Annotated in this window: 28 protein-coding genes and 2 tRNA genes; 20 read left to right on the plus strand and 10 right to left on the minus strand. The window is 45.9% G+C overall.

The genetic code is table 11. The annotated features are described in order from the left end of the window. Positions 1 to 198 precede the first annotated feature (198 nt). The 3 genes from ACQCVH_RS04090 to ACQCVH_RS04100 form a co-directional block, all read right to left on the minus strand. On the minus strand, positions 199 to 624 hold the full coding sequence (locus tag ACQCVH_RS04090) for a GNAT family N-acetyltransferase (protein WP_426834563.1): 426 nt from the start codon (positions 622 to 624) through the stop codon (positions 199 to 201). Positions 625 to 627: 3 nt separating this feature from the next. Further along, complete coding sequence (locus tag ACQCVH_RS04095) at positions 628 to 1,146, minus strand: YjcG family protein (protein WP_426834564.1); 519 nt, start codon at positions 1,144 to 1,146, stop codon at positions 628 to 630. Between the two features lie 376 nt (positions 1,147 to 1,522). Next, complete coding sequence (locus ACQCVH_RS04100; RefSeq protein ID WP_426834565.1) at positions 1,523 to 2,245, minus strand: alpha/beta hydrolase; 723 nt, start codon at positions 2,243 to 2,245, stop codon at positions 1,523 to 1,525. A 311-nt stretch (positions 2,246 to 2,556) separates the two neighbouring features. Here ACQCVH_RS04100 and ACQCVH_RS04105 point away from each other — a divergent pair, with 311 nt between their 5' ends. The 3 genes from ACQCVH_RS04105 to ACQCVH_RS04115 all read left to right on the plus strand — a co-directional run bounded on the left by ACQCVH_RS04105 (position 2,557) and on the right by ACQCVH_RS04115 (position 6,208). After that, a complete protein-coding gene (locus ACQCVH_RS04105) occupies positions 2,557 to 3,555 on the plus strand; it encodes a TAXI family TRAP transporter solute-binding subunit (protein WP_426834566.1) in 999 nt (332 codons plus the stop codon). Positions 3,556 to 3,726: 171 nt separating this feature from the next. Then, a complete protein-coding gene (locus ACQCVH_RS04110; RefSeq protein ID WP_426834567.1) occupies positions 3,727 to 4,257 on the plus strand; it encodes a DUF1850 domain-containing protein in 531 nt (176 codons plus the stop codon). Further along, entirely contained in the window at positions 4,247 to 6,208 is a 1,962-nt protein-coding gene (locus ACQCVH_RS04115) for a TRAP transporter permease (RefSeq protein WP_426834568.1), read from the plus strand. Before ACQCVH_RS04110 ends, ACQCVH_RS04115 begins: the two co-directional genes overlap by 11 nt. Before the next feature lie 174 nt (positions 6,209 to 6,382). Here the strand turns inward: ACQCVH_RS04115 and ACQCVH_RS04120 are convergent, their stop codons facing one another. Further along, the gene (locus ACQCVH_RS04120; protein WP_257990317.1) at positions 6,383 to 6,607 is read right to left on the minus strand and encodes a WYL domain-containing protein; all 225 of its coding nucleotides are present in this window, start codon (positions 6,605 to 6,607) and stop codon (positions 6,383 to 6,385) included. Between the two features lie 169 nt (positions 6,608 to 6,776). Here ACQCVH_RS04120 and ACQCVH_RS04125 point away from each other — a divergent pair, with 169 nt between their 5' ends. The 3 genes from ACQCVH_RS04125 to ACQCVH_RS04135 all read left to right on the plus strand — a co-directional run bounded on the left by ACQCVH_RS04125 (position 6,777) and on the right by ACQCVH_RS04135 (position 8,566). Next, positions 6,777 to 7,604, plus strand: a complete 828-nt coding sequence (locus ACQCVH_RS04125) for an ATP-binding cassette domain-containing protein (RefSeq protein WP_426834569.1) — start codon at positions 6,777 to 6,779, stop codon at positions 7,602 to 7,604. Then, positions 7,604 to 8,305, plus strand: coding sequence for a hypothetical protein (locus ACQCVH_RS04130; RefSeq protein ID WP_426834570.1), 702 nt, complete (start codon positions 7,604 to 7,606; stop codon positions 8,303 to 8,305). The genes ACQCVH_RS04125 and ACQCVH_RS04130 overlap by 1 nt, the downstream gene beginning before the upstream one ends. A 189-nt stretch (positions 8,306 to 8,494) precedes the next feature. After that, positions 8,495 to 8,566, plus strand: a tRNA-Val gene (locus tag ACQCVH_RS04135). Between the two features lie 111 nt (positions 8,567 to 8,677). On the opposite strand, the gene ACQCVH_RS04140 is transcribed toward ACQCVH_RS04135, so the two are convergent. Together ACQCVH_RS04140 and ACQCVH_RS04145 are read right to left on the minus strand one after the other, a co-directional pair. Next, positions 8,678 to 9,697, minus strand: a complete 1,020-nt coding sequence (locus ACQCVH_RS04140; RefSeq protein WP_426834571.1) for an LLM class flavin-dependent oxidoreductase — start codon at positions 9,695 to 9,697, stop codon at positions 8,678 to 8,680. 390 nt (positions 9,698 to 10,087) lie between these two features. Then, positions 10,088 to 11,011, minus strand: coding sequence for an NAD-dependent epimerase/dehydratase family protein (locus ACQCVH_RS04145; RefSeq protein WP_426834572.1), 924 nt, complete (start codon positions 11,009 to 11,011; stop codon positions 10,088 to 10,090). A 337-nt stretch (positions 11,012 to 11,348) separates the two neighbouring features. On the opposite strand from ACQCVH_RS04145, the gene ACQCVH_RS04150 reads away from it, so the two are divergent. The 14 genes from ACQCVH_RS04150 (at position 11,349) to ACQCVH_RS04215 (ending at position 25,258) form a co-directional block, all read left to right on the plus strand. Next, a complete protein-coding gene (locus ACQCVH_RS04150) occupies positions 11,349 to 11,678 on the plus strand; it encodes a DUF3870 domain-containing protein (RefSeq protein WP_426834573.1) in 330 nt (109 codons plus the stop codon). A 164-nt stretch (positions 11,679 to 11,842) separates the two neighbouring features. Beyond that, complete coding sequence (locus ACQCVH_RS04155) at positions 11,843 to 12,667, plus strand: M55 family metallopeptidase (protein ID WP_426834574.1); 825 nt, start codon at positions 11,843 to 11,845, stop codon at positions 12,665 to 12,667. 12 nt (positions 12,668 to 12,679) lie between these two features. After that, the gene (locus ACQCVH_RS04160; RefSeq protein WP_426834575.1) at positions 12,680 to 13,612 is read left to right on the plus strand and encodes an ABC transporter permease; all 933 of its coding nucleotides are present in this window, start codon (positions 12,680 to 12,682) and stop codon (positions 13,610 to 13,612) included. Beyond that, positions 13,612 to 14,565, plus strand: a complete 954-nt coding sequence (locus ACQCVH_RS04165) for an ABC transporter permease (RefSeq protein WP_426834576.1) — start codon at positions 13,612 to 13,614, stop codon at positions 14,563 to 14,565. Before ACQCVH_RS04160 ends, ACQCVH_RS04165 begins: the two co-directional genes overlap by 1 nt. Before the next feature lie 7 nt (positions 14,566 to 14,572). Then, entirely contained in the window at positions 14,573 to 15,571 is a 999-nt protein-coding gene (locus tag ACQCVH_RS04170; protein WP_426834935.1) for an ABC transporter ATP-binding protein, read from the plus strand. A 104-nt stretch (positions 15,572 to 15,675) separates the two neighbouring features. Continuing rightward, positions 15,676 to 17,307, plus strand: a complete 1,632-nt coding sequence (locus ACQCVH_RS04175; RefSeq protein WP_426834577.1) for a peptide ABC transporter substrate-binding protein — start codon at positions 15,676 to 15,678, stop codon at positions 17,305 to 17,307. A gap of 75 nt (positions 17,308 to 17,382) precedes the next feature. Further along, positions 17,383 to 18,303, plus strand: coding sequence for a S66 peptidase family protein (locus ACQCVH_RS04180; RefSeq protein ID WP_426834578.1), 921 nt, complete (start codon positions 17,383 to 17,385; stop codon positions 18,301 to 18,303). 12 nt (positions 18,304 to 18,315) lie between these two features. Continuing rightward, positions 18,316 to 19,425: a mandelate racemase/muconate lactonizing enzyme family protein gene (locus tag ACQCVH_RS04185; protein WP_426834579.1), complete on the plus strand. Its 1,110-nt coding sequence runs from the start codon at positions 18,316 to 18,318 to the stop codon at positions 19,423 to 19,425. Beyond that, positions 19,409 to 20,338: a C40 family peptidase gene (locus ACQCVH_RS04190; RefSeq protein WP_426834580.1), complete on the plus strand. Its 930-nt coding sequence runs from the start codon at positions 19,409 to 19,411 to the stop codon at positions 20,336 to 20,338. The genes ACQCVH_RS04185 and ACQCVH_RS04190 overlap by 17 nt, the downstream gene beginning before the upstream one ends. Positions 20,339 to 20,340: 2 nt before the next feature. Continuing rightward, entirely contained in the window at positions 20,341 to 21,348 is a 1,008-nt protein-coding gene (locus ACQCVH_RS04195) for an ABC transporter ATP-binding protein (protein WP_426834936.1), read from the plus strand. Beyond that, positions 21,345 to 22,160 (plus strand): serine hydrolase, encoded by an 816-nt coding sequence (locus ACQCVH_RS04200; RefSeq protein WP_426834581.1) that lies wholly within the window; start codon positions 21,345 to 21,347, stop codon positions 22,158 to 22,160. The genes ACQCVH_RS04195 and ACQCVH_RS04200 overlap by 4 nt, the downstream gene beginning before the upstream one ends. Positions 22,161 to 22,164: 4 nt before the next feature. Continuing rightward, entirely contained in the window at positions 22,165 to 22,506 is a 342-nt protein-coding gene (locus ACQCVH_RS04205) for an Mpo1-like protein (protein ID WP_426834582.1), read from the plus strand. Between the two features lie 155 nt (positions 22,507 to 22,661). Further along, a complete protein-coding gene (locus ACQCVH_RS04210; protein WP_426834583.1) occupies positions 22,662 to 24,686 on the plus strand; it encodes a putative bifunctional diguanylate cyclase/phosphodiesterase in 2,025 nt (674 codons plus the stop codon). After that, positions 24,683 to 25,258, plus strand: a complete 576-nt coding sequence (locus ACQCVH_RS04215; protein WP_426834584.1) for an HAD-IA family hydrolase — start codon at positions 24,683 to 24,685, stop codon at positions 25,256 to 25,258. The genes ACQCVH_RS04210 and ACQCVH_RS04215 overlap by 4 nt, the downstream gene beginning before the upstream one ends. Positions 25,259 to 25,302: 44 nt before the next feature. Here ACQCVH_RS04215 and ACQCVH_RS04220 read toward each other — a convergent pair whose 3' ends face one another. The 4 genes from ACQCVH_RS04220 to ACQCVH_RS04235 all read right to left on the minus strand — a co-directional run bounded on the left by ACQCVH_RS04220 (position 25,303) and on the right by ACQCVH_RS04235 (position 26,385). Further along, positions 25,303 to 25,725, minus strand: coding sequence for a pyridoxamine 5'-phosphate oxidase family protein (locus ACQCVH_RS04220; RefSeq protein ID WP_426834585.1), 423 nt, complete (start codon positions 25,723 to 25,725; stop codon positions 25,303 to 25,305). Then, entirely contained in the window at positions 25,718 to 25,978 is a 261-nt protein-coding gene (locus ACQCVH_RS04225) for a hypothetical protein (RefSeq protein ID WP_426834586.1), read from the minus strand. Before ACQCVH_RS04225 ends, ACQCVH_RS04220 begins: the two co-directional genes overlap by 8 nt. A gap of 23 nt (positions 25,979 to 26,001) precedes the next feature. Beyond that, positions 26,002 to 26,121 (minus strand): 3-methyladenine DNA glycosylase, encoded by a 120-nt coding sequence (locus ACQCVH_RS04230; protein WP_426834587.1) that lies wholly within the window; start codon positions 26,119 to 26,121, stop codon positions 26,002 to 26,004. Between the two features lie 190 nt (positions 26,122 to 26,311). Next, a tRNA-Arg gene (locus ACQCVH_RS04235) sits at positions 26,312 to 26,385 on the minus strand. Positions 26,386 to 26,388: the final 3 nt, after the last annotated feature.

The raw sequence follows: 26,388 nt of genomic DNA on the forward strand, positions 1-26,388 counted from the left end.
TGGATAAAAATCAATTATTGATCAACGTCCAGCAGCTGCGCTGAGGTTACAAGCCAAACCTCCCAAAAAGGCAAAGAACGCCTTTGCGGGAGATTCGTCTTGAGGCCTCCAGGATGGGGGTCATGCAGATGTTGCCACAGGACGTGGCGTTCTTAGTCTGCGTTCCTTAAGGTGATCAAGGCGCTAGCGCTTTTGTTTTTATAAGTACTTTTTCATCGTGCGGTGAGGGATGCCTGCATCCATAAATTCCTCAGAAACCACTTCATAGCCCAGTTTACTGTAAAAAGGGATGGCCTGTGTCTGGGCATTCAACTTAACAGCAGGAAGTTTCTGCTCTCTGGCAAGCTCTTCAATTTTATCCATGACAGCCTTGCCAGCCCCGATTTTGCGGGAATCCTTAAGGACGCAGATCCTTTCAGCCTTCCCGACCCCATCCACAACCCTGTACCTTCCGGCCGCGGCCGGAAGCTGGCTGTCATCGTAGAGAATGATATGGACGGCTTCCTTTTCATACTCATCGTACTCTTCTTCTTCTGGAACCTGCTGTTCGTCTATAAAGACAATTCGCCTGATTTTATATACATCTTCAATCTCTTGCTGTTCAACTGCTTTCTTTACGATCACGATTTAAGATTCCTTTCCAAAACGAAATGTTTCATATACTGTCCATGAACCGTTTTCCAGCTGATAAAGCAGATGGAAGCGGTCGATTGTTTCCTCATAATTAATGCGCTCCATCCGGAGTGAGCCGTAAACATCTGAATGCTCATCATCCGAAAGATTCTGGCCGACTGTGATATGAGGGACAAATGCATATTCCTGATTTTCGCCGCCAGGGAATATTTGATTTATTTCAGTATGGAGTGCATCCAGGTAATCATCGGGTTCAACCTTAAGATAAATAACGTTGTTGACCGGCTGAAAAGAGCTGAACTTATTGACCTTCATATTAAAAGGCCTTGCATTCTCCGCAGCTTTATGAAGCCTTTCGGATAGCGATTCTGCCTGCTCATCAGTTGCCTCAAAAGCACCTTTCAGTGTCAAGTGCGGCGGAATGAGAGCATAATGCGGGTCATAGCGCTTCCGATAGGAATTGGCCAGATCTTGAAGTTTCTTTGCAGGAAATATAACTATTCCATATTTCATCCTGAATACCTCCATTGATAAAAATGTTAAGCACATATATTAAGATTTGTTTATCTATTATAACAAATTTTCCGACTTCAATGATAGTAGGTCCTTTTTTAAGGCGAGTTGTTTTGAAAATCGAAAAAGTGTTTTAGGAATGAAGGCATCTATGCCGGGGCAAGAATTATTATGCGGATCATGCGGACGCTGCTACAGGGCGTGGCGAACTTAGTCCGCGTTCCTCGATATAACAGTCGCCTCCGCTTTTCTAACTGTCCAGCTCCGGGCGCTAGCCCCTCGAGTCATAAGCCACACCAGAATAAAAGGCAAAGAACGCCTTTTATTCTGGTGCGTCTTATGCTTGTCGGGGCTAAGCAAGCGCCCTCCGCTTTTCTTAAAGCATGTGCTTCAAAGCTCTTTTAAAGTCCGGCTGCCAGTATTTCCATGTATGGTTGCCTTCGAATTCTTCATAAAAGTATTGAAAACCCCTTTCGGACAAAATGGAGGAGAGGCTTCTATTTGGTGTAAGGAAGTCTTCTATTTCTCCGTTTGTCGTTTTTACTTCTGTTTCTTGAGTGCCGATTACATGATAAATATTCAGCAGGCCAGGGGTTGGGAAGCTCCGGGCAGCTTCAAGGATGCTTTCGTCCACATATGGGGATTGAAGGATCGTTTTCCCAAAGGTATTAGGATATTCCAGCGAAGCCAGGAGCGAGACTGAGGCGCCGAGGGAATCTCCTGCCAAAATGCGGCCCTGTCCCATTTGATAGGTAGGAAATTCTGCATCAAGGTAAGGCACAAGCTCATGTGCCAGGAATCTTATGTACGCCCTGTGCTTATCTCCCTCCGGATGGTATTTGCTTCTGCGGTCATGCACATTCTTATAAGGGATGCCCACCATGATAACGTTTTCTATTTCCCTGTTGTGAAGGAGCTCATCCGCTGCGCGTCCTGCCCGTCCCATTTGGAAATAATCCTTTCCATCCTGGGCGATAAGAAGGGAATATTTATAAAGGGGAGAATAAGAGGCAGGAAGATAGATAAGTATATCCAGCTCTTCTCCCAGCTCCCTGCTCTGAAAAGAGATTTCTTTTATCGTTCCTTTTTGAATTTCCATGCCAGACCTCCATAAACAGCTTTGTAAGCCTTTTAAAAGGAATTCTAACATAAGAATTTAATAATTGCCCAATCTGTGCATCTTATTGGTTCAGCTGGTCTGCAGGGATGTGTTATTATTGGATAATAAACCCAATTTTGAATAGGGGATCATCCTTTTATAACAGAATGCCAAGATTGTTTTCCTCGCCGGCAAAACCGCCACACCCCTGGTTTTCAGACCGCTTCAGGGGATGGTAATTGACAATTGTGTAAAAGTTTATGTTAAAATAAACTTGAGAAATTCTAAATAAAAACAGAGGGGGATATTCTATGAAAAGAAAAAGTTTTCTACTTTCAGCAGCATTGCTGCTGGCGCTTTCTGTGATTCTGGCTGCCTGCGGCGGCAATTCAGATGAAGGCGGTTCAGACAATGGAGGAGAAGGCGGATCAGAAAAGCCTAAATTCCTCAGCATCGTTACCGGTGGAACCGGCGGTACATATTTCCCGCTTGGAGGCGCATTCGCGGATATCATTTCCGATGAAACCGGCATCCAGGCCAATGCTGAAACATCAGGCGCTTCTGCCGAAAACATGAATACGCTTAAGGATAAAAATGCTGAAATTGCTTTTTCACAAACTGATATTGCATCGTATGCAAAAGACGGTAAGCTGATGTTTGAAGGTGCCGCTGTCGACAATGTCAGCGCTATCGGAACGCTTTATCCTGAAACTATCCAAATTGTCACTACCGCTAAATCCGGCATCAAATCTGTTGAGGATTTGAAAGGCAAGAAGGTTTCTGTCGGTGCTCCTGGTTCAGGCACAAATCCGAATGCTGAACAGATCCTTGAAGTGCATGGAATGACATTTGATGACATCGACAAGCAGGATCTTTCTTTTGACGAGTCTACTGCCGGTATCCAGGATGGAACGATCGATGCGGCTTTCGTAACTGCTGGAACTCCTACTGGTGCTGTTGAAGGTCTTTCAGCGACTGAAGATGTAGTCATTGTTCCGATTGAACAGGACAAAATCGATGCTCTGATTGAGAAGTACCCTTATTATATCCAGGATGAAGTCCCATCCGGAACTTACGGACTGTCTGATGCAGTAGCAACTGTTGCTGTACAGGCGATGCTTGTCGTGTCAAATGACCTTTCTGAGGATACGGTTTACGACATTACTAAGGCTATCTTCGAAAACACAGATAAGATTACACACGCAAAAGGAAAATTGATTACTGCTGAAAGTGCTCTGAACGGGGTAGGCATCGAGGTGCACCCGGGAGCTCAGAAGTATTTTGACGAAAAAGGCGTAAAAGCCGAATAGTCTGCTGATTTTTAAATGGCTTCACTCTGGCCGGCGCTGCAAACCTGAACAGGTTACCGCGCCGGTCAATTCTCTTTAAGAGGACCTGAAGTTTAAGTCAGCCATAGCCCATTGAGAGATGGGCCAGGCGAAGGAGCCGCCCTTCATCCCATTTTCTAACAGGGGGTCCTGATGAAAAAACGAACAAGATTGAAGAGAGCATTATTGCTGCTTCCCCTCTTAATTGCTGCCATTGCAATTATTATCTTTATCCCTTACAAAAAAGCACTTGTTATTCAATACCAAAATACAGGCAAAGTGCTTGCCTATATCCCTTTCACCGAGGAAGAAATTTTTAAAATAAAATATACCCATTCAATCCATCTTTCAGATGTGGTAGAGAGCTATAAACCAACCAAGGACTTGAAGATCCAGCAATACGAGCTTATGTATGAAGATTTTGCAATCGGCATGCCTGATAACGCTTCCGAAGGTGAGGTATTTGAACAAAAGGACGGGAAATACTATATCCGGAATATGAACAGAGTTTTCCCTCATTTTGATATGCGGACAGGCAAGGTCAGGGCAAATCATAGAATTATATATAATGGAATCGAGTATCCTATGGCAGGTTTTGTCGAGCCGGGAACATGGGTAAGATTTACAATTGATAAAATAAACATTTACCAGCATTTGGAAGGAGTGAATATCCTTGAGCAATAAAGGAGAAACACTGACTCAGGAACAGCAGCAGGAGCTGCTCGAAAAATATGATCCCGAAGCGGGGACGCGAAAGCTGAAGGGAGTGCTGGGATGGGTTGTCTTTTTAGGCTTGCTGTCCTTCTCCCTATTCCAGCTGTACACTGGAATATTCGGTGTATTGACTGCCCAGCTTCAGCGTTCCATCCACTTGGGATTCGCACTTGCGCTTATTTTTCTTCTTTTCCCGGCGAGGAAAAAGGACAGGGGAAAGAAGCATAAAGTAGCCTGGTATGATTTGATCCTTGCCATTGCTGCAGTTGCAGTGGGGGCATACTGGCCGCTTATGATCGATGAAATCGTCATGAGGGTCGGCCGTTTGACTGATCTTGATTTTTATATTGGACTTACAGCAATCATTCTTGTCCTTGAGGCAACCAGGAGGGCAGTTGGGCTTCCTATAACCATCATTGCTGCACTTTTTCTTGCGTATGCCCTGTATGGCCCTTATATGCCTGGATTCCTTGCGCACAGGGGGCTGGATCTGCAGCGGCTGGTACAGACGATGTTCTTTACGACCGAAGGGATACTGGGGACGCCGCTAGGGGTTTCCGCCACCTTCATCTTCCTGTTCCTGCTGTTCGGGTCATTCCTGGTAAAAACAGGAGTGGGGCAATATTTCAATGATCTGGCTGTCAGCATCGCCGGAAAAAGGACAGGGGGACCTGCCAAGGTAGCAATTTTCTCGAGTGCACTGCAGGGAACGATCAGCGGAAGCTCAGTTGCCAATGTTGTAACTTCAGGTTCTTTTACAATCCCGATGATGAAAAAGCTTGGATACAAGAAGGAATTTGCCGGAGCGGTGGAGGCAGCAGCTTCAACAGGCGGGCAGCTTATGCCGCCAATCATGGGGGCGGCAGCATTCCTGATGGTCGAATTCATTGGCGGAGGCATCACCTATTGGGATATTGCCAAAGCAGCAGCGATTCCTGCCCTTCTTTATTTCACGGGGATATGGATCATGACCCACTTTGAAGCCAAAAGAATAGGGCTCAGGGGCCTAAAGAAAGAAGAAATGCCAAACCGCAGAGAAGTGCTGAGCAAAATCTATCTGCTTCTGCCTATCCTGGCAGTAGTGATCCTGCTTATGAGCGGTATGAGCGTAATTAGGGCCGCTCTTTGGTCTATCCTCATTACAATAGCAGTCAGCGCTATCAGAAAAGAAACCAGGATTAATCTTAAAGATGCTATTGATGCGCTCGTTGACGGGGCAAGAACCGCTCTTGGTGTAGCCGCTGCAACCGCTGCTGCCGGCATCATAGTCGGTGTGGTAACCAAGACAGGACTGGGTCTTAAGCTGGCAAATGGACTGCTTGATCTTGCCGGCGGTGCTTTAATTCCGACGCTTATGCTCACGATGCTGGCAGCCATCGTCCTTGGGATGGGTTCACCGACGACAGCAAACTACGTCATTACATCAACCATCGCGGCACCTGCCATCATTTTGCTTGGTGTACCCGATTTATCAGCCCACCTGTTTGTCTTTTATTTTGGCATCATTGCCGATATTACACCGCCAGTTGCGCTTGCAGCCTTCGCAGCCGCTGGTGTATCCGGAGGGGAGCCGATCAAGACCGGGGTCAATTCGGCGAAGCTGGCGATCGCGGCCTTTATCATTCCGTATATGTTCGTTCTTTCGCCTGAATTGTTAATGATTGATACAACATGGTATTATCTGGTCTGGGTAGTCTTTACTGCTCTTGCGGGAATGATGGCTATCGGGTCAGGTGTTATCGGCTACTGGTTCAGAAGGCTGTGGTGGTTTGAACGCATAATCGGCATTGTTGGTGGTTTGTGCCTCATCTATCCAGAAACTTTAACAGATATAATCGGCCTTGTTTCATTTGCAGCTCTTATCATCCTCCAGTTCGTTATTAAAAGGGATGATTCACTAAAGCCTCAGGCTGCAGGCTGATTTACAAAGGGAGTCCAATCGGGCTCCCTTTTTTTGAATGATTGAAAATTGTGTTATTATGGGTGAGGAGGGAATTTTTTACTGAAGTGATCGCTTTATCGCAAATTGATGGGGGCGGTGGGAGAAATTTTGATGGCCAAAGCAAAAGAGCTAATTCCAATACAGATATTGAAATTAGCTGATTTTCCGGTATGTCTGCTCTTTTTCCGGCATGAGCGAAAGAATGTTTTCGAGCTTAAAGATTCTCATTTGCCTCCTTGTGAAGCAATAGGCAAGAACAGTAGTTCCGTTTATATCTTTCACTAGAATCTTCCTGTGTGTCAGTTTATTCTTGGCGGAAAGATAGATTACCTGAATAGCCATATTCTTTTCCATTGATCTGTACAAAATGCCTTTCATTTAGTTTTCCTCCTATTAAGCCATTGGGGCTTTCTTTTCTTGTATTTTCATTATATGCGAACAGATGTTCTTTTTCAAGTGAGGAGCATTACTTTTTTCATTTTTTTACATTTTAAAGTTATTATGAGTAACTGTTGCTTGGTTTAAGAAAATCGTCCAGGGGATTGTGATGAATAAACATATGATTGAATTAATTGGAGCAGAAAAAAACATAAAAGGGAACAGGATTCTCACTGACATCAATATAAGGCTGGACCAGGGTGAGCGGGCAGCCATAATCGGGCACAACGGCTCTGGGAAAAGCACCTTATTGAAACTGATGGCAGGATTTATTGAACCTACTGCCGGGAGCGTAAAAAGGAGGACCAGGAAAATTGGGTTTGTTCCTGAACATTTCCCAGATCAAAATCGGTTTAGAATGAGAGAGTTTCTTTTGTCTGCCGGAAGAATGGGAGGCCGGACGAAGCCAGAGCTTGAGGAGGAGATTGAATATTATGCTGAGTTATTCCATGCAGAGGGGTTTCTGGAAACTCCCTTGAAGAATTGTTCTAAGGGGACGATGCAGAAGGCTGGGATCATCCAGGCCCTTCTGCTGCAGCCGGATGTTCTCCTCCTGGACGAGCCTTTGACCGGGCTGGACGAGGAAGCCCAGCAGGCATTCCTCAGATACCTTCCAGATCTTAAAGGAAAAATGGCCATTGCATTTACTGCTCATGAAAGCTTTCTTGTCAGAGAGGCGGCGGACAGGGTGATTACATTGGAAAACGGTTCTGTTATATCTGATGTTAATAATGTTGCTGAAGCCGTGAAATACATAAAAGCTCTGGTACCGGATATTTCTACCCTAAAAGAGTTGCCAGCCGTTCAGTATAGCCAATTGGACCATAACCTCTTTGTCATCAAAGTAGCAGCTTCGGCATCAGACATCCTTCTAAAAGGCCTTCTTAATTCTGGCTGTTCAATAGTTGAAGTGATAGAAGGGGGGAGAGCGCTTTGATGGCTTTCCTTCAGTATCAGCTCAGGAGTGTAATCAGATCATACAGATTCCTGCCTCCCTATACTGTTTATCTAGTCTGGGTTTTCGTATTGTACACCTACGAAGGGGCACCCGTCCTTAGCAGCTACGCTGTCTCATCGATTGCTTTATATTTGTGTACAGCCTGGCTGGGCATGCTTTTCTTTTCGTTGGATCAGGAACAGGAAAAGTTTATCCTGATGTCACACCTAGGCAGCATAAAGAAATACCTTGCTGGCAAGGCGGCTGCTGTGTTTGTTTCCTCCCTGCCGCTTATGCTATTTGCCATCTACTTTCCTGTGATCACAGGCAGATTTAGATTGGAAATGGAGGTATCATTTTACCTGCTGGCTTTCTATGCCCATATTATGATGGCCATCCTCGGGCTGCTCGTTTCAATGCTATTCTCTGGCAGACAGATTGCAGACAAAAGGTATGCCTGGCTGGCCGCTGTTCTCATACTGACAGCTTCACTAGCAGCTGAATCAGTTGAGGATGAATGGAAGGGATCTTCCTGGTTCCTTTGGCTGCTGCCCCCTGTCATGAGGGTACTGAGTTATCTAAGCCAGGGGGATACAGGAGTGAAGCTGATCCCATTACTTAAAGACAGCCTGTTTATAATCATTTATTGCTTGGCAGCAGCTGCTGCAGGAGTTCGTTTATTCTTAAAAAAGGAAGCTTGAATAAACATAGCCGGTTAAGATCCAAGTTTAACAATGTGGTTATGGGGGACTGTCGAAAATGCCTTTCAGGCAAGGAGACTTTCTCCCATAACTTCATAAACCGGCAGAAATAAAAAAGTATAAAAAATATCTGAAATAGTATTGACTTTGCCCTGAAAATGAATATAATTAAATATGTAGTTAAGACACGATCTGATAGTTCAGCGGGAGAATACTTCCTTGACAGGGAAGGGGTCGGGGGTTCGAATCCCTCTCAGATCATACTTGTGAAATGCCCGGCAGTATAATGCCGGGCATTTTCTATTTTAAAAAGTTTGGCGATTAGTTTAGGATGCAAAAAAAGAGCTGCCGAGTCGATCGGCAGCTCTTTTTTTAATGTTTTTTCATAATCTCACTAACGATTTCAAATGAACGCAATCGGGCTTTATGATCATAAATTTGGGCATTGACCATAAATTCATTAGCCTGGGTTTTATCCAGGAATTCCTGCAGCTTTTTCTGTACCGTTTCTGCATCTCCAATAATGGATGAGCCAAGCTGCTGCTGGAGCAGGGCCTTTTCGTATTCACTCCATAATTCATCCATGTTATCAACAGGCGGCTTTAGAGCACCTGGCGTATTGCGGATGAGGTTGAGGAACTGCTGCTGCATGCTTGTCGCAAGCCTTTCAGCTTCTTCCTGTGTATCAGCTGCAATAACATTGACCCCTACCATTGCATATGGCTCAGATAATATATCTGATGGTGTGAAATGGCTTCGGTAAAGCTGAAGTGCAGGAAGAGTGTTATCAGGCGAAAAGTGGCTGGCAAATGCGAAAGGCAGACCGAGCTGTGCAGAAAGCCTTGCGCTGAAGCCGCTTGAGCCCAGAAGCCAGATTGGAATCTTCAAACCTTCCCCAGGGATGGCTCTTACTCTTTTCCTCTCAGCCGGCGACTCTGCTTCAAAATATTCCCGGAGCTCTTCAAGCTGGTCAGGGAAATCCTGTCCATCACTTCCGCGGTCCCTGCGCAGTGCATGTGCTGTGAGCTGATCTGTGCCCGGCGCCCGCCCGAGTCCAAGGTCTATGCGCCCGGGATATAGGGACTCCAATGTACCAAACTGCTCGGCTATGACGAGCGGTGCGTGATTGGGGAGCATGATCCCCCCGGAACCAACCCGGATGGATGAGGTTCCCCCGGCAACGTGCCCGATTACTACGGAAGTGGCAGAGCTTGCAATGCCAGCCATATTATGGTGCTCTGCAAGCCAATACCGCGTATAACCCCACTTCTCGGCATGCTGGGCCAGGTCGAGGGTGTTTTTCAATGAAGCGGCTGCCGTACTCCCTTCATTGATAGGCGAAAGGTCCAGGACCGAATATTTAATATTGCTTAACTTCTTATTCTCAGACATAATGTCACTTCTTTCTTCTGTAATGACTGACGTATAAAATCAGGTGTCAGCTCATGTCTATTTTATCAGCAGTAATTAGTCTCTCAAAATATTATGATTTAAACCGGAAAAGTCTTAGTTTGAATAGGTCTACTCAGACAGTAATTTGTGAGGAATAAGATGTCGGTGTTGAATGGGGATGAATATGAAGGGAAGGTTTATGTAATTAAAGCCGTTAGCTGTAAGGAAGTTTCGTCTAAGCCGCCTGCCTTTTCATAACCTGCCTCTTTCTTTTGAAATGAGTGTGGGCTTTGCACTATCGTCCAGTGGACTTTGCAAAGAAAAGAACAGGTGGTTATAGCTTTAAAAGAGCTGTAGGGAATAATTGATGGTTTACAGCTCTTTAAAGCATTATTTTGCAGAAGGGGTATTCCTGAAATATTGTATTGTCTCTTCAATTCCTTTTTCAATCGTATATTTGGGCTCCCATCCAAGTTGTAGTTTTGCCAGGCTATTATCCAGCCTGCTGTGCAAAATGTCCCCATTCCTAAAGGCGCTATAGACAGGGGCAGCTGTGACATTTGCAGCCTCTGAAATTATAGACAATAGCCGATTTATGCTTGTTTGTTGATTGCAGCCTATATTGGCAATAATATTTCCTTCATTTTCAACAGCAAGGATATTTGCTGATGCCACATCCTTTACATAGACAAAATCCCTTGTCTGCTCTCCATCCCCAAAAATGACCGGTGTTTCCCGCTGTAAGAGCTTTTGAATAAAAACAGCTATAACAGCTCCCTCACCCTTTGATTTCTGCCGCGGTCCATAAACATTTGCGTATCTGAGGATTGTATAAGGAATTTTGTAATGATCGGAAAACAGCTTTATATATATTTCGGAGGATAACTTGGAGGCTCCGTAATAAGAGATGGGCATAGCGGGTGTATTTTCGGCTGCAGGAATGGGGGAATCGCCATAAACAGCTGAAGATGAAGAAAAAATAAATCTTTTGATGTGATGGCGGCTTGCCAGAGATAAAAGCTTGATTGTTCCAACAATATTAGTTTGTGCATCCTGTACCGGATCTTTGATGGATGAAGCAACATCCACTTGGGCCGCAAGATGGATGATGACCTCCGGCTTATCCTTCTGGAATATTTCATCCACTTCCTTTGAAACTAAGTTTGTGTGGTAAAATTTCGCACCCTCTGGAATATTATCAATATTTCCGTTAGAAAGGTCATCCAGAATGATTGGAAGGTGGCCGCGGGAAATGAGCATATCAACAACATGGGAACCGATAAAACCAGCACCTCCTGTTACTAGTACTCTCAAATCTTGCCGCTGCTTTCCCTGTCATGATTACCCATCAATTAAACTCCTCCTTTATATTGTGCGCCTGCATTTATTGCAATTACATATCCTTTCACAGTATATGAATGTACAGCCAGACTGAAACAGACAAGAGCGGACATGGAGCGTTTTTCAATTAACCAGTCAAAGAGCAGCTGAGACTTCTGAAAAAATAAAAAATTGAGAAAAATCACGAAAAATAATTGTCAAAGCAGTCTCTGTTATATTACAATTTCCATAAGGGCGTGTGCATTATAATGAATATTTATGTTCCCGCATAAATGCCTCATATAATATCCCCGCGCCGCAGGAGGGCAATATGTATCAGGACAGCACAGTGTATATTATTGGAGACAGCAAGACATCCTCCAATAATCCGATCATGCAGAAATACAATGGTTTTTTCATTGCACTCGTCATTGACAGGGACACACATAAGATTGAAGATGCAGAATGCTCTTCAACAATTGGGCTGACTTCCCTGTTTGTTAAGTCCTTGTTTGCAGGGAAATACATGCTGGAGGAAGAAGGAATTCTTTCTGAAATAGAAGCGCGGTATTTTGGTTCTTCCCAGAAAGCGCTGATGGTTGCTTTTAAGAATGCCAGCATAAAGTACAAGCAAATAGCCGGAATAAATTTAAATGTATAGCTGCTTTTTCTGCTGAACCCAGATAAAATCCAGCTGTTAGAGACTCTCTCTGGCAGCTGGATTTTTTTAATAGCCTAAGTTCTATTCATAACGCTATTGAAATATAGTAATTTATCCGCTATAATAGTGAGAAAATTCAAAATATTCGAAAGTGTGGAGAGTCTATGAAAATATATCTATCGGTCGATATGGAAGGCATAACCTGTCTGTCTGATTATACCCATGTTGATTCTTCCAGGCACAATTATGAGAGAAGCCGGATCATTATGACAGACGAAGCGAATTTTATTGTTTCAGAAGCTTTTGACAGGGGTGCTTCTGAGGTGCTGGTGAATGACAGCCATTCCAAAATGAATAATCTTCTTGTTGAGAGGATGCACCCGGAAACCCAGCTGATCACAGGGGACGTAAAGCCTTACAGCATGGTCCAGGGATTGAATTCTGAATTCTCAGGCGCTATATTCGCTGGCTATCATGCAAGGGCATCCATGGAAGGTGTCATGTCTCATACAATGATATTCGGTGTCCGGAATATGTACATAAATGACACAGCAGTCGGGGAGCTGGGATTTAACGCATATGTGGCAGGCCATTTTGGCGTCCCGGTGATTATGGTTGCAGGCGATGACCGGGCGGCCAGGGAAGCTGAAGAGCTTATTCCGAATGTGACGACAGCTGTCGTGAAACAGACGATTTCCCGTTCCGCAGTAAAAACGCTCACACCTGCAAAGGCTGGGGTGCTTTTGAAGGAAAAAACTGCCGCTGCCCTGGAAAACAGGGAAAAGGTCAAACCGCTTGCCCCGCCGGACGCTCCTCTCCTGCGGATTGAATTTGCAAACTATGGCCAGGCGGAATGGGCAGGGCTTATGCCTGGTACGGAAATAGAAAAAGGAACGACAACCGTCCGGTTCCAGGCAAAAAATATCCTGGAAGCTTACCAGGCTATGCTGGTCATGACCGAACTGGCCATGAGAACGGCATTTTGTTAGGAAGTGGCCGGGATGAATAGTTATATACTCAAAAGACTTTTATCGATGCTTGTTACATTGTGGCTGATCATCACGCTAACCTTTTTCCTGATGCACAGCATCCCTGGTTCTCCATTCAACGAAGAAAGGGCAACGAGCGAAGCTGTCCAGAAGAACCTGGAGGCTTATTACCACCTGGATGAACCGCTTCCTGTTCAATACGCAACTTACCTGAAGTCGCTTGTAACGCTTGATTTCGGACCTTCTATCAAAAAATCATCACAAACAGTCAATGACATGCTTAGCAGAGGCTTCCCGGTGTCATTTGAACTGGGGATGTGGACATTGCTCCTGGCAGTCTTTTCAGGAATCGTGCTTGGCATCATCGCAGCACTCAGGCATAACGGGTTCATTGACTATCTGGCGATGACCATTGCTGTGCTCGGCATATCAGTTCCCAACTTTGTTCTGGCAACGCTTTTGATCCAGCAGGTTGCTGTCAATTGGGACCTGCTTCCCGCAGCTACATGGACCAGCTGGAGGCATATGATCCTGCCGACACTGGCTCTTGCAACCGGCCCGATGGCAATCATTGCAAGGCTGACAAGGGCAAGCATGCTCGAGGTGCTGACCCAGGATTATATCAGAACCGCCAAAGCCAAGGGGCTGACGCCGGCGAAAATAGTCTTCAAACATGCCCTGAGAAACGCATTGCTCCCTGTCGTCACTGTGCTTGGCACCATGGCGGCGAGCATATTGACCGGCACCTTTGTCATCGAGAAGATCTTTGCAATACCGGGAATGGGCAAGTATTTTATTGAAAGCATCGGCAACAGGGACTATCCCGTCATCATGGGAACGACCGTTTTTTACAGCGCTGTACTTATCTTCATGCTGTTTCTGGTGGATTTTGCCTATGGAGTTCTGGATCCCCGCATTAAGCTGAGTAAAAGGGAGGGACGATAATGGAATTGCGAAAACAGCAGGAGCACAGCGTTTCTCCGGAAATTCCTGATGAGTGGTTTACACCCCGATCAAAAGAGGAGGGGGAAGCAGAGGCGGTAGTCAGGCCAAGCCTTTCCTACTGGCAGGATTCTTGGAGGCGGCTGTCGCGCAACAAGCTGGCAATGGCCGGACTCGTATTCCTCATCTTTCTGCTCTTTATGGCTATTTTTGGGCCGGTCATTTCACCGCATTCGGTTGAAAGCTCCAAGCTGACCGATCAGAATCTCCCGCCATCTTCCAGCCACTGGTTCGGCACGGATGAATTGGGGCGGGATGTGTTCACAAGAACCTGGTATGGTGCCAGGGTCTCACTGTTCGTAGCGGTGATTGCGGCGCTGCTGGACTTTATGATCGGAGTCATCTACGGAGGCATTGCCGGCTATAAAGGAGGCAGGGCCGATAACCTGATGATGAGGATCATTGAAGTCCTGTACGGCCTGCCCTATCTGCTGGTTGTCATTCTGCTTGCAGTCGTAATGGGTCCAGGCCTGACGACCATCATTGTAGCCTTGTCAGTTACAGGCTGGATTGGAATGGCCCGGATAGTCAGGGGACAGGTCATGCAAATCAAAAATTATGAATTTATACTGGCATCTAAAACCTTTGGAACAAAGACATCGAGGATCATCAGAAAGAACCTCCTGCCGAATGCGATGGGCCCGATCATCGTCCAGCTCACGCTGACCGTGCCTTCGGCCATATTTGCAGAAGCATTTTTGAGCTTTCTTGGCCTGGGAATCCAGGCGCCGTTTGCCAGCTGGGGAGTAATGGCCAATGACGGGCTGTCCACTATCCTTTCCGGCCATTGGTGGAGGCTGTTCTTTCCTGCCTTTTTCATCTCCATGACGATGTTTGCTTTTAATGTTCTTGGGGACGGCCTGCAGGATGCACTGGATCCAAAGCTGAGGAGGTAGAGCCATGATGGCAAAAGTGTTGGAAATCAAAAATTTGCATGTGTCCTTTTCCACCTATGGCGGAGAGGTAAAAGCAGTCCGCGGGGTGGAATTTGATTTATATAAAGGAGAAACCCTGGCTATAGTCGGCGAATCGGGAAGCGGCAAAAGCGTCACTTCCCAGAGCATCATGAAGCTGATACCATCCCCGCCTGGGAGAATCGCAGAGGGGTCAATCCTGTTCAATGGCCAGGACCTGACCCGGCTGAAAGAGGCAGAGATGCGGAAGATACGGGGGGCGGATATATCCATGATCTTTCAGGATCCCATGACGGCCCTTAATCCGACGATTACTGTGGGTGAACAGATTATTGAAGGAATACGCCAGCATCAGTCTGTATCCAAAGACCAGGCTAAGAAAAAGGCCCTGGAAATGCTTAAGCTGGTGGGGATCCCCAGTCCTGAATCAAGGCTCAGGCAATATCCGCACCAATTCAGCGGCGGCATGAGGCAGAGAATCGTCATTGCGATGGCACTTGTCTGCGAGCCGGAAATTTTAATTGCAGATGAGCCGACGACCGCCCTGGATGTAACCATTCAGGCACAGATACTTGATTTGTTTAAGGAAATCCAGCAAAAGACGGGTGTCTCCATTATATTGATCACACATGACCTTGGTGTGGTAGCACAGGTAGCTGACCGTGTCGCAGTCATGTATGCCGGGAAAATCGTTGAGGCAGGCACAAGGAGGGAGATCTTCTATAGTCCTCAGCATCCTTATACAAAGGGGCTGCTGAACTCGGTGCCCCGGCTTGATTCTGAGGAAGGGGAGCTTGTGCCGATACCGGGCTCGCCCCCTGATTTGTTTGCTCCGCCGCAGGGCTGTCCTTTTGCAGCGAGATGTGATTATGCAATGGAAGTTTGTGAAAAAGTCTATCCGTTTGAAAGCCGTTTGAGCAGTGAGCATTATGTGGACTGCTGGCTGCAGGATGAGCGTGCTAAAAAACTGCTGACCCGTGTAAGATAGCGCCGCCTACATTCCGGCGGGGCCGGAAGGACAGGCGGAATTATCCAGATGCAGGTTTTTAAGGAACTGCATTGATAGATGAAAATGGAATGAGGGGGAGAAAAATGAAAAAGTTTTTCATGTTGTTTCTGGCAATGTCGCTTGTATTCGTCATGGCAGCCTGTACAGCCAATTCGGATACAGGAAGCGAACCTTCAGGTGAGGGCAAGGATAGTGGGGATAGCGAAAGTGAAAAGGTGCTTTACTTAAATAACGGTGTAGAACCGACATCCTTTGACCCTCCAATCGGCTTTGATGCTGTTTCCTGGAACTCACTGAATAATATCATGGAAGGTCTGACAAGGCTCGGCAAGGAGCATGAAGCTGAACCTGCTGCGGCAGAGAAATGGGATGTTTCAGAAGATGGCAAAACATACACATTCCATATTCGCGACAATGCAAAATGGTCTAACGGGGATGATGTGACAGCAGGAGATTTTGTTTATGCCTGGAAACGCCTGCTTGATCCGGAAACAGGTTCTCCGGCAGCCTTCCTTGGCTATTTCATTGAGGGCGGGGAAGCCTTTAACACAGGAGAAGGCTCGGCAGAAGAAGTGAAAGTAAAAGCTGTTGATGATAAAACATTCGAAGTGACTCTGACAAGCCCGCAGGCTTACTTTTTAAACATCATCGCCAATCCGGCATTTTTCCCGGTAAATGAAAAGACAGCGACGGAAAATCCGGAATGGTTTGCAGAAGCTGACACCTTTGTCGGGAATGGCCCGTTCAAGCTGACTGAATGGGAGCATGACACAAATATGGTCATGGAGAAAAATGAAGAGTATTGGGACGCAGAAAATGTAAAACTTGATAAAGTGCACTGGGCGATGGTGAATGACACGAATACCGAGTACCAGATGTATCAAAAAGGGGAGCTGGATACTTCAGATGTACCGGCAGACCTGAGCGAGCAGCTCTTTGAAGAAGGCAAGGTCCAGGTCGAAGACCAGGCCGGCCAATATTTCTACCGCTTTAATGTGAATAAAGAGCCATTCCAGAATGTGAACATCAGGAAAGCTTTCGCAATGGCGGTGGACCAGGAGCAGATCGTTGAATTTGTGACCAAGAACCAGGAGCAGCCGGCCTATGGATTTGTTCCTCCCGGATTTAAGGATCCTTCCGGAAATGATTTCCGCGAGGTGAACGGTGACCTTGTTAAAACGGATGCCGAGCAGGCAAAAGAGCTGCTGAAGAAGGGAATGGAAGAGGAAGGCTACAGCGAGCTGCCTGAGGTGACTCTGACATACAGCACGAATGATGTGCATAAAAAGATTGCCGAAGCCCTTCAGCAGATGCTTAAAGAAAATCTTGGAGTCGATGTGAAGCTTGCAAATATGGAAGCGAATGTATTTGCTACTGAACAGAAGGCACTGAATCTGCAGCTGTCCAGAAGCTCTTTCCTTGCTGATTATGCCGATCCGATCAACTTCCTGGAGAACTTCCAGACCGGCCACTCGATGAACCGGACTGGCTGGAGCAACGCCGAGTTCGATAAGCTGATCCAAGGTGCGAAAAATGAAGCCGATGAAGCGAAACGCTATGACATGATGTACGAAGCAGAAAAAATCCTTTATAACGAGTCGCCTATTTTCTCACTGCATTTCTATAACCAGGTTTACCTGCAAAATGAAGCAGTGTCAGGTATCGTCCGCCACCCAGTCGGATATCTGGAATTAAAATGGGCTGACAAAGAATAGCATTGAAAAGGGGTGTTCTGCTGAACATCCCTTTTTACTGGCAAACTGCAGCGCATACGGAAAGGGGCATATTATATGAAAATAAAGCCGGGACTTTTGAAAAAAGGGGATGCTGTCGGTGTAGTATCACCGGCCAGCCCGCCTGACGTCCAAAGCCTTGATAGGGGCATTGATTTTCTTAAGGAGCTGGGATTGGAAGTCCGTGAAGGAAGATCTGTCAGGAAAATAAATGGCTACCTGGCCGGCTCAGACAAAGAGAGGCTCGAGGATTTGCATGATATGTTCGAAGACAAGGAGATCAAAGCGGTCATTTGTGCAGGCGGCGGATACGGAACTGCCAGGATTGCAGCTGACCTGGACTATGGCCTTATTAAGGCTAACCCTAAAATATTCTGGGGCTACAGTGATATCACCTTCCTTCATACGAGCATAAGGCAGAAAACCGGGCTTATCACCTTTCACGGTCCGATGCTTGCTTCGGATATCGGAAAAGCGGACGCCCACCCATTGTCCAAACAATATTTCAGCCAGCTTTTCAAACCCGCAGATTCCTTATACACTGAAGAGCTTTCGCCTCTGTCAGCAGTGGTGGAAGGAAGGGCAGAAGGTCCCCTGACTGGAGGCAATCTCTGCTTGATCACGAGTACACTTGGAACTTCCTTTGAGATTGATGTGAAAGGGAAGCTTCTGCTTATCGAGGATATCAATGAAGAACCGCGCTCAGTTGACCGGATGCTGAATCAGCTGCTGATGGCAGGTAAATTATCTGAAGCAGCCGGCGTAGTAGTGGGGGACTTTAATAAATGCGAACCGCAGCGCGAGCTAAGCCTATCCCTTGATGAAGTTCTTAATCATTATTTGAGTAAAGCGGGCAGGCCAGCCATGAAAGGATTTAAGATCGGCCATTGCTCCCCGCACTTCTCTGTTCCGCTCGGAGCGGATGCAGTGCTCGATACAAAGGAAAAACAATTGTATGTCGAAACCGGCGTACGCTAAAGAGGTGCACAGATGAAAATTGAGCGAATTGAAACCTTCAGGGTTGCCATCCCGTTAATCAAGCCGTTTAAGACTGCCTTAAGAACTGTGACTACAGCGGAATCTGTAGTCATCAAAATCGTATGCGACAACGGCATTGAAGGCTGGGGGGAAGCTCCTCCGACAGTCGTCATCACCGGGGACAGCCTAATGAGCATTGAATCGGCCATCCACCATGTGTTCAAGCCCTATCTTGTCGGTAAAAGCCTTCTGAACTATGAAACTATTTTCCAGGCAATAAAGACGTTGATGGTTGGAAATTCAAGTGCTAAAGCTGCGGTGGATATGGCTTTATATGACTGCCTTTCCAAGCACTGCAGGCTTCCGCTATATCAATTCCTTGGCGGTGCAAAAAATGAAATCGAGACTGACTATACAGTGAGCGTGAACAATCCTGAAGAAATGGGCGATGATGCTGCTTCCTATATTGATCAGGGATTTAATGTGCTGAAGGTTAAGGTCGGCAAAGATGATATCATGACAGACATCAGCCGAATAAAGGAAATCAGAAGGCGTGTCGGCAATAAGGTGAAAATCAGGCTTGATGCGAATCAGGGGTGGCAGGCAAAAGATGCGGTGAGGGCCATCAGGAAAATGGAGGATAGCCTCCTGGACATTGAGCTGGTCGAGCAGCCGGTTCCCGCTGATGACATCGAAGGGCTCAAACAAGTGACAGATTCCGTTGAAACACTCATTATGGCGGACGAAAGTGTGTTCACCCCGAAGCAGGCGCTCCAGGTGCTTTGTACGAGGAGTGCGGATTTGATCAATATAAAATTAATGAAGGCAGGGGGGATTTTTCAGGCTCAGGCCATCAACCAGCTGGCTGAAATCTGCGGTGTTGAATGCATGGTAGGAAGCATGATTGAAACAAAGATAGGCATCAGTGCTGCGGCCCATTTTGCTGCGAGCAAAAAAAATATCACCCGATTTGATTTTGATGCGCCTCTAATGCTGGCCAAAGATATGGTCGAGGGCGGCATCAGCTATAGCGGAAGGAAAATCACTTTCCCTGAAGCAGCAGGGCTTGGCATCAGGCAAGTTTATTCAGAAGGAGGAATTTCAAGTGGGAATTCAGCATAAATGGCTGGTTAATGTACCAGTGGCAACAATTTGGACCTCCCCTGAATCGGCCAGGGAAATCGATGGAAAAGCGGTTTCCGGCGGGCCGGACCTGGAGGGGTGGCTGGCGGGCCTGACATACGAAACCAGGCTTGCACTTTGCAATGAAAACAGGATCCAAACCCAAGCACTGTTTGGCCAGGAGGTGATCCTGCTGGAAGAAGAGGGACCTTGGGCGAGTGTCCTAATCCTTAGCCAGCCTTCAGGAAAAAATGAAAGAGGCTATCCTGGCTGGATGCCAAAAAATCAGCTGATGAAACTGAATGAATGGAATATCAAAAAAGGCCCTGTTGCAGCCATCAGCTCGAAAAAAGCTGTATTGTATTCAGAGGAAGAAAAGCCTTTAATGGAACTTAGCTTTGAAACTGTCCTCCCTGCGGTTGAGAAATCTGATGAATGGCTTAAAGTAAGAATCCCTGAAGGGTACGGACTTCTTCGGCAGGAGGATGTAATCCTTCATCCTTCTTTAGAAGGGAGGCGGAAGGAGAATGGAGCGGAAATTGTATCCCAAGGGGAACGCTTCCTTGGCTTGCCTTACCTGTGGGGAGGCATGAGCAGCTGGGGATTTGACTGCTCAGGATTCAGCTATACGATGTGCAAGGCTAACGGCTATATCATTCCAAGGGATGCCCATGATCAGGCACGGCACGGAACTGAAGTGGATTTGGCTGAAATCAAGCCGGGCGATCTGCTGTTTTTTGCCTACCAGGAAGGAAAGGGCAGCATCCACCATGTGGGAATTTTCTATGGAGACGGCAAGCTGCTTCATTCGCCAAATACAGGGAAAACAATCGAAATTATCCCGCTTAAAGACACCATCTATGAAAAGGAACTATGTGCAGCACGCCGTTATTGGCAGGAGGGAGAAGGTTGATCATGCCGGACAGCATACTTGAGGTAAAGAATCTTAAAAAACATTTTGCGCTGGGAAAAGGAGAGGTTCTAAAAGCTGTAGACGGCATCTCCTTTAATATAAAAAAGGGAGAAACCCTCGGGATTGTCGGTGAATCAGGCTGCGGCAAATCGACTGCCGGAAGGACGATCATCGGGCTATATGACAGCACAGAAGGGGAAGTCATCTTTAATGGGAAAAATGTCCACAGTATGACAAACAGAGAGCGCTTTTCTTTTCACAAGCAGATGCAAATGATTTTCCAGGATCCCTATGCTTCACTCAATCCCAGGTCGACAGTGAGTGAGATCATTGCCGAGCCGATGGAAGTCCATGGCTTGTTTCGCAATAAACAGGAGCGGATGGAAAAAATCTATCAGCTTCTGGAGGATGTTGGACTTAATAGAGAGCACGCTGGACGGTATCCGCATGAATTCAGCGGGGGACAAAGACAAAGGATCGGAATTGCGAGGGCTCTTGCCCTGGAGCCTGAATTCATTATAGCGGATGAACCGATTTCTGCACTGGATGTTTCGGTCCAGGCCCAGGTGGTGAACCTCCTCAAAAAGCTGCAGAAAGAAAAAGGGCTGACGTACTTATTCATCGCCCATGACCTGTCCATGGTCAAGCAGATCAGCGACCGGATCGGCGTCATGTATCTGGGGCATATGATGGAGCTCACAACCAGTAAGGAATTGTACCGGAACCCGCTTCATCCATATACACGGGCTTTGCTCTCAGCCATTCCGATCCCTGATCCGGATATTGAGGATCAGAGGGAAAGAATCATCCTGCAAGGCGAGCTGCCAAGCCCTATTGATCCTCCAAGCGGCTGTGTATTCCGGACAAGATGCCCTCACAGCATGGATATTTGTGCAGAAAAAACGCCTGTCTGGCAGGAGGCGGAGAAATCAAGGTTTGTCGCCTGCCACTTATACGATCCCAAACTGACAGGAAATCATGACAGTTCACAGGCAGCTGCATCTAAATGACCGGGCTGCTCTCTGAAAATATCAATCACCTTGAACAAAGGCTGGCTGAAATCCTCAGACAATGTCCGGGTAATGCCAGTCTGGCAGTAGAGTACGGTGAGAGGGCAATCCATATGAACAGCGGGCGGAAATATCCTGCAGCCAGCCTCATCAAAATCCCGATCATGATGGAAGCTTTCTTTCAGGCAGAGGAGGGCGTCATGGATCTCAATGAGCAGGTGCGTATTGGCGGGATTGAAAAGGCCGGAGGGGCCGGTATCATTCAATCTCTATCAGTAACAGCTTCCCTAAGCATTCTGGACTGTATAACCTTGATGATTATAGTCTCAGACAATACAGCTGCCAATCTGCTGATAAAATTGCTGGGCAGGAAAAATATTAATGATAAAATGCATGGACTGGGTCTTCAAACAACTGTACTGGGCAGAAAAATGATGGACTTTGAAGCAGCAGCAAAAGGTATTGAAAATTTCACCACTGCAGCAGATATGGTTAAATGCCTGAGAGCAATAAAAGAAGGCAGATTATTTTCCGAAAAGAATCGCAGATTGATGCTCGATATAATGGAAGCGCAGCAATTCAGAGAAAAGCTCCCGGCTATTGCATGCAAAAAGCTGAAGATTGCCAATAAAACCGGGGAGCTTCCTGGAATTGAGCATGATTGCGCCATCTTCACTTCTGGCCAGGCTGCTCTATATGCTGCCGTCCTGATCGATGGCCTCTCAAGCCCGGAAGAAGGAAACCGCGCAATAAGGCTGGTTGGAAGCCGGTTATCCGAATTTCTGTGCCTTCCGGAAAAAGAAAGGAGTTAAAACCATGGGAGATTTTAAGAATTATAATGAGTTCTGGCCTTTTTACCTTTCGCAGCACAGCAAAAAATCCACAAGGACTTGGCATTTCATCGGCACTACTTTTGTGTATATCTGTATGGCTCTTGCCTTCATTTATTTAAATTTCTGGTACATTATCCTGGCGCCGGTCATTGCTTACGGGTTTGCCTGGTTCTCCCATTTCTTTATTGAAGGAAACAAGCCTGCAACTTTTGGACATCCATTCTGGTCGCTCCGGGCAGATTTCCAAATGTATTTTTATATTTTAACTGGTCAGCTTTCAAGGGAAATCGCCAATCTGCCTGTACAATATTCAGCAGAAAAATAGACTGTCAGAAAAGCATCCCAAATTGTGAGGATGCTTCTTTTCATTCTAATTCAGCCGCATACTTGTCTTTGACACTATGGGGGAGGGGTAGTAATATAATCATAGGGATATAGTAATATTTTCCTGATAATAGACTAGGACGGGTGGACATCATTGTGAATAGCTATATTATTTCTGCAGCCGCCATGGTGCTGCTTGCGTTTATCTTTTTTTCTTCCGTTTTCCTGGGGAGCAGATATATCTATCAAAAACAAAAATATTCTCAGACATTGCTTCTTCCGATTTCCAGCTCCTTTTATGTGTGGCTGCAGCTGATGACCCTTCTAAGCATTTACGGATTTATCGAACCGTCAGATGCATTTACATTGCAAAGCCTGGCCATTTTTCTTTGCCAGGTCGCTGTTTATATGGTTCTTTTCCAATTTGCGGGAGTAAAAGATGACAAGGAAATGTCGCTCAAGAATCTGGTGCTGTGTGTTTTCTTTGTTACATTGACAATCAGTATAGATGTTTATTTTGTCAGAAAAATAAATCCTTCGTTAGTTGTCAGTACTGAACATATTCTCATTGCCGGCTTATTCTTCATTATTTCATTGTTCCTATGCTTCCGGTTCGTTCAGCAGATTTATATTGATAAAGTATTCAATAAGAAAAAGGTGCCTTTCTGGTTCCTTTCCTTTGGAGCGCTCCTGACAGCTTATACATTTGTGGGGAGCACCATTGAGATCATCAGGAGCTTGAACAGCAGCGGGGGTAACAGTTTATTCTTTACAGAAGTGCTTTCTATCCTGCTGCTCCTGGGTGTGACGACGGTTTACGGGGAAAAGCAGTATAACCGGAAAGAACAGGAATTGGTCGAAAGCAACAAACACCTCAATCACCTTGCCTATCATGATACATTGACAGGACTTCCGAACAGGAGAAAGGTCATGCAGTCGATTGAGGAGTGGATGGCAGAGGATATCCAGTTTGCGGTTGTTTTTATCGATCTGGACCATTTCAAGCATGTCAATGATCTTCTCGGCCATAATATCGGGGATGAGCTGCTCAAAGTAATTGCCTCCAGGCTGGAAGAGAATTCCGGCAGCGATGATATTGTGGGCAGGCTTGGAGGCGATGAATTTATCATTTTGAAGCCAGTTAAGGAAAATCTGCAGCTTGACCATTTTTCAACAGAACTGATTGTTAAGGTTGTAGAGCCAGTCCGGATTCTTGAACATGAGATCGTTATTACAACGAGCATCGGGATAGCTTTATTTCCAACGCATGGGAAAGATGTTAATGACATCATGAAAAAGGCGGATATAGCTATGTACAACTCCAAGGATAAAGGGAGGAATACGTACTTTATCTTTACGCTTGAGCTGGACGAGAGCATCATCCGCAAGATGACATTAAAGGAAGATTTAAAGCATGCACTGGTGCGGAATGAACTGGAGGTGCACTTTCAGCCGAAAATCAGAGTATCTGATCAATCAGTGAATGGATTTGAAGCGCTTCTGAGATGGAAGCATCCTTCGATAGGCTTTATCCCCCCGGCTGAATTTATTCCGATAGCAGAGGAATCAGGGGCGATATCTGAAATAGGGAGCTGGGTCCTGCGGCAGGCCTGCAGGGAAATCTCCGATATTAACAAAAAATATGGCAGACAGTATATCATTTCTGTGAATTTCTCGATCAAGCAGCTCCTTCAAAAGGATATTGTGGAAACAGTTTCGGGCATCTTAAGTGAAACCGGCCTGGATCCTAAGTTTCTTGAGCTTGAAATAACAGAAAGGGTGGCCATGAATGATGCCTATTCTGCAGGTGATGCTTTTATGCAGCTGCTTGATCTCGGGCTGATGCTGAGCGTCGACGATTTTGGAACAGGATATAATTCGCTGAGCAATCTGCAGGAGCTGCAGATCCAGCGGCTTAAAATAGACAAAACCTTTATACAGCAGATGGAAAGTGATGAGCATAATAAAGCTTTGGTAGCTTCCATTGTGTCGATGGGCAAGCATCTTGGCATGCAAATCACTGCTGAGGGAGTTGAAACCCCGGAGCAGCTGTCATTCCTGATGGAAATCGGCTGTGATGAGGCGCAGGGCTTCTACTTCTCCAAGCCAAAGCCGATTGAGCAGATTATGAATACAATCAATGCCGGCAGCAAAGTTATAGCCGGGAAGGAGCAGCAATGAATATTCTATGGGATTTTGATGGTACTCTTTTTGATACATATCCAGCATATACGCGCACCTTGAAAGAGGTGCTGGGAGAAAAAGCAGAATATGAAGATATTTACTCCCAATTAAAGATTTCCTTTACCCATGCATTCGGTCATTATAACCTGGAGGAAGAGCAGATTGCCTATGTAAGAAAAATGGCAAGAAGTCTTAAGCCGCACGATCTGCAGCCATTTCCGGGAGTGAAGGATGTGCTGAAAAGGGCCGGGTGCAATGTCATCATGACCCATAAAGAAAGGGAGGATGTGCTGGCCATCCTGGAGCATCATAATATGGCCTCTTTATTTGCCGATATGGTCGCCGGGGATGATGGATATCCTAGGAAGCCGCATAAAGCCTCTTATGAATATCTGCATGGCAAAAACAGCATTGATCTGGCCATCGGGGACAGGGAACTCGATATTCTGCCGGCGAAGGAACTCTGCATCAGGACCTGCCTTTTCCAGAATAGTACACCTGGCGCGGATTATTATTTGTCTCGGTATGAAGATTTTGACACTGTTATCGGATGGGAAGAATTTAAATAAAAATGAAAGAAGGCAGTGTGGCTGCCTTCTTTCTGTTTCAATAATTATAATTCAAGGGTTTCAAAAGTGCTTTCTTTGCTGTTCATTACCCTGACGTCTGCCGGCTGTATTTCGAGGACGATATAATTCGGGTCATTCGGTCCGTCAAACCATGGCTTTAAATGGTCATTCCATACTTTTTCCTTAAGATCTTCAGAAGCATTGACAGAGGCTCTCCCTTCGATTTCAAGGTACTCATCTCCCAGCCCCTCGCCATCATAGCCGATAAGTATATGAACATTCGGATTCTCTTCAATTTCTTCTGTTTTATCGGTCTCTTTGCTTGTTGCAGTATAAAGCTTCAGCTCATCGTTGAAGAAGGTCATATAGCGTGTATGCGGCTTATTGTTTTTTACGGTAGCAAGCGTTCCTATTTTATTATCTTCCAAAATTTTAAGCACTTTATCTTTCACATCATTATTAGTCATAAGAATCCCCTCCGATTTTGTCTTTATTAATTGTTTCGAAGTCTGCATTATACTTTTCTTCACTGGAGGAATTATCTTTCGTGTTCCTCCCCATCTTCTCCTCGTGCTGCTCCTGCTTTAGGTCCTCGAGAGGAATGGTATCGACATTCTGCTCTTCCTTGAATTTATCGTAGATGCTTTCTTTGTCGGTTTTGAACTGCTCAGGGTTGTCCATGTTTTGCTGTTCGTATTTACCGTCTTTTTCGCCTGCCATGCATAATCACCTCTTATACGAGATTATTTTTGGTTTTTTTCTGTTTTGGAGCCTTCCCGCTGCGGTTCGATATCTTTGTTGTGTTCTTTCTTCTTTTCCTGTTCAATTGAGTCATTGTCCTGGTGTTTATTTGTATCAGCCATGAATATAACCTCCTTGATGATTGTGTAATAGTACATTACCCTTTTTCAGAAGTGAAAAACCGGGAGGGGAATTTCAATGTGCAGCCGGCGGAGGGAGGGCTTCAATTATATATGTTTGTCAGTGGTTCTCCTGCAAACAAAAACAATAATAAAAAAGGCCCGCTGCATATGCAGCGGACCTTTCAATATACGTCCCAGAAGAGATTCGAACTCCCGACCTACAGTTTAGGAAACTGTTGCTCTATCCTGCTGAGCTACTGGGACAAC

The sequence above is a fragment of the Bacillus infantis genome (genome assembly GCF_050107595.1).
GTDB classification, from domain to species: Bacteria; Bacillota; Bacilli; order Bacillales; family Cytobacillaceae; genus Bacillus_AB; species Bacillus_AB infantis_C.

Bases quoted from the DNA above. Each gene is read 5' to 3' on its own strand.
- ACQCVH_RS04160 (WP_426834575.1), top strand. From the start codon at position 12,680: ATGAATAGTTATATACTCAAAAGACTTTTATCGATGCTTGTTACATTG.
- ACQCVH_RS04180 (WP_426834578.1), top strand. From the start codon at position 17,383: ATGAAAATAAAGCCGGGACTTTTGAAAAAAGGGGATGCTGTCGGTGTA.
- ACQCVH_RS04195 (WP_426834936.1), top strand. From the start codon at position 20,341: ATGCCGGACAGCATACTTGAGGTAAAGAATCTTAAAAAACATTTTGCG.
- ACQCVH_RS04185 (WP_426834579.1), top strand. From the start codon at position 18,316: ATGAAAATTGAGCGAATTGAAACCTTCAGGGTTGCCATCCCGTTAATC.
- ACQCVH_RS04230 (WP_426834587.1), bottom strand. From the start codon at position 26,121: ATGGCTGATACAAATAAACACCAGGACAATGACTCAATTGAACAGGAA.
- ACQCVH_RS04105 (WP_426834566.1), top strand. From the start codon at position 2,557: ATGAAAAGAAAAAGTTTTCTACTTTCAGCAGCATTGCTGCTGGCGCTT.
- ACQCVH_RS04110 (WP_426834567.1), top strand. From the start codon at position 3,727: ATGAAAAAACGAACAAGATTGAAGAGAGCATTATTGCTGCTTCCCCTC.
- ACQCVH_RS04150 (WP_426834573.1), top strand. From the start codon at position 11,349: ATGTATCAGGACAGCACAGTGTATATTATTGGAGACAGCAAGACATCC.
- ACQCVH_RS04140 (WP_426834571.1), bottom strand. From the start codon at position 9,697: ATGTCTGAGAATAAGAAGTTAAGCAATATTAAATATTCGGTCCTGGAC.
- ACQCVH_RS04205 (WP_426834582.1), top strand. From the start codon at position 22,165: ATGGGAGATTTTAAGAATTATAATGAGTTCTGGCCTTTTTACCTTTCG.
- ACQCVH_RS04200 (WP_426834581.1), top strand. From the start codon at position 21,345: ATGACCGGGCTGCTCTCTGAAAATATCAATCACCTTGAACAAAGGCTG.
- ACQCVH_RS04155 (WP_426834574.1), top strand. From the start codon at position 11,843: ATGAAAATATATCTATCGGTCGATATGGAAGGCATAACCTGTCTGTCT.
- ACQCVH_RS04165 (WP_426834576.1), top strand. From the start codon at position 13,612: ATGGAATTGCGAAAACAGCAGGAGCACAGCGTTTCTCCGGAAATTCCT.
- ACQCVH_RS04175 (WP_426834577.1), top strand. From the start codon at position 15,676: ATGAAAAAGTTTTTCATGTTGTTTCTGGCAATGTCGCTTGTATTCGTC.
- ACQCVH_RS04215 (WP_426834584.1), top strand. From the start codon at position 24,683: ATGAATATTCTATGGGATTTTGATGGTACTCTTTTTGATACATATCCA.
- ACQCVH_RS04225 (WP_426834586.1), bottom strand. From the start codon at position 25,978: ATGGCAGGCGAAAAAGACGGTAAATACGAACAGCAAAACATGGACAAC.
- ACQCVH_RS04100 (WP_426834565.1), bottom strand. From the start codon at position 2,245: ATGGAAATTCAAAAAGGAACGATAAAAGAAATCTCTTTTCAGAGCAGG.
- ACQCVH_RS04095 (WP_426834564.1), bottom strand. From the start codon at position 1,146: ATGAAATATGGAATAGTTATATTTCCTGCAAAGAAACTTCAAGATCTG.
- ACQCVH_RS04130 (WP_426834570.1), top strand. From the start codon at position 7,604: ATGGCTTTCCTTCAGTATCAGCTCAGGAGTGTAATCAGATCATACAGA.
- ACQCVH_RS04120 (WP_257990317.1), bottom strand. From the start codon at position 6,607: ATGAAAGGCATTTTGTACAGATCAATGGAAAAGAATATGGCTATTCAG.
- ACQCVH_RS04220 (WP_426834585.1), bottom strand. From the start codon at position 25,725: ATGACTAATAATGATGTGAAAGATAAAGTGCTTAAAATTTTGGAAGAT.
- ACQCVH_RS04125 (WP_426834569.1), top strand. From the start codon at position 6,777: ATGAATAAACATATGATTGAATTAATTGGAGCAGAAAAAAACATAAAA.
- ACQCVH_RS04170 (WP_426834935.1), top strand. From the start codon at position 14,573: ATGGCAAAAGTGTTGGAAATCAAAAATTTGCATGTGTCCTTTTCCACC.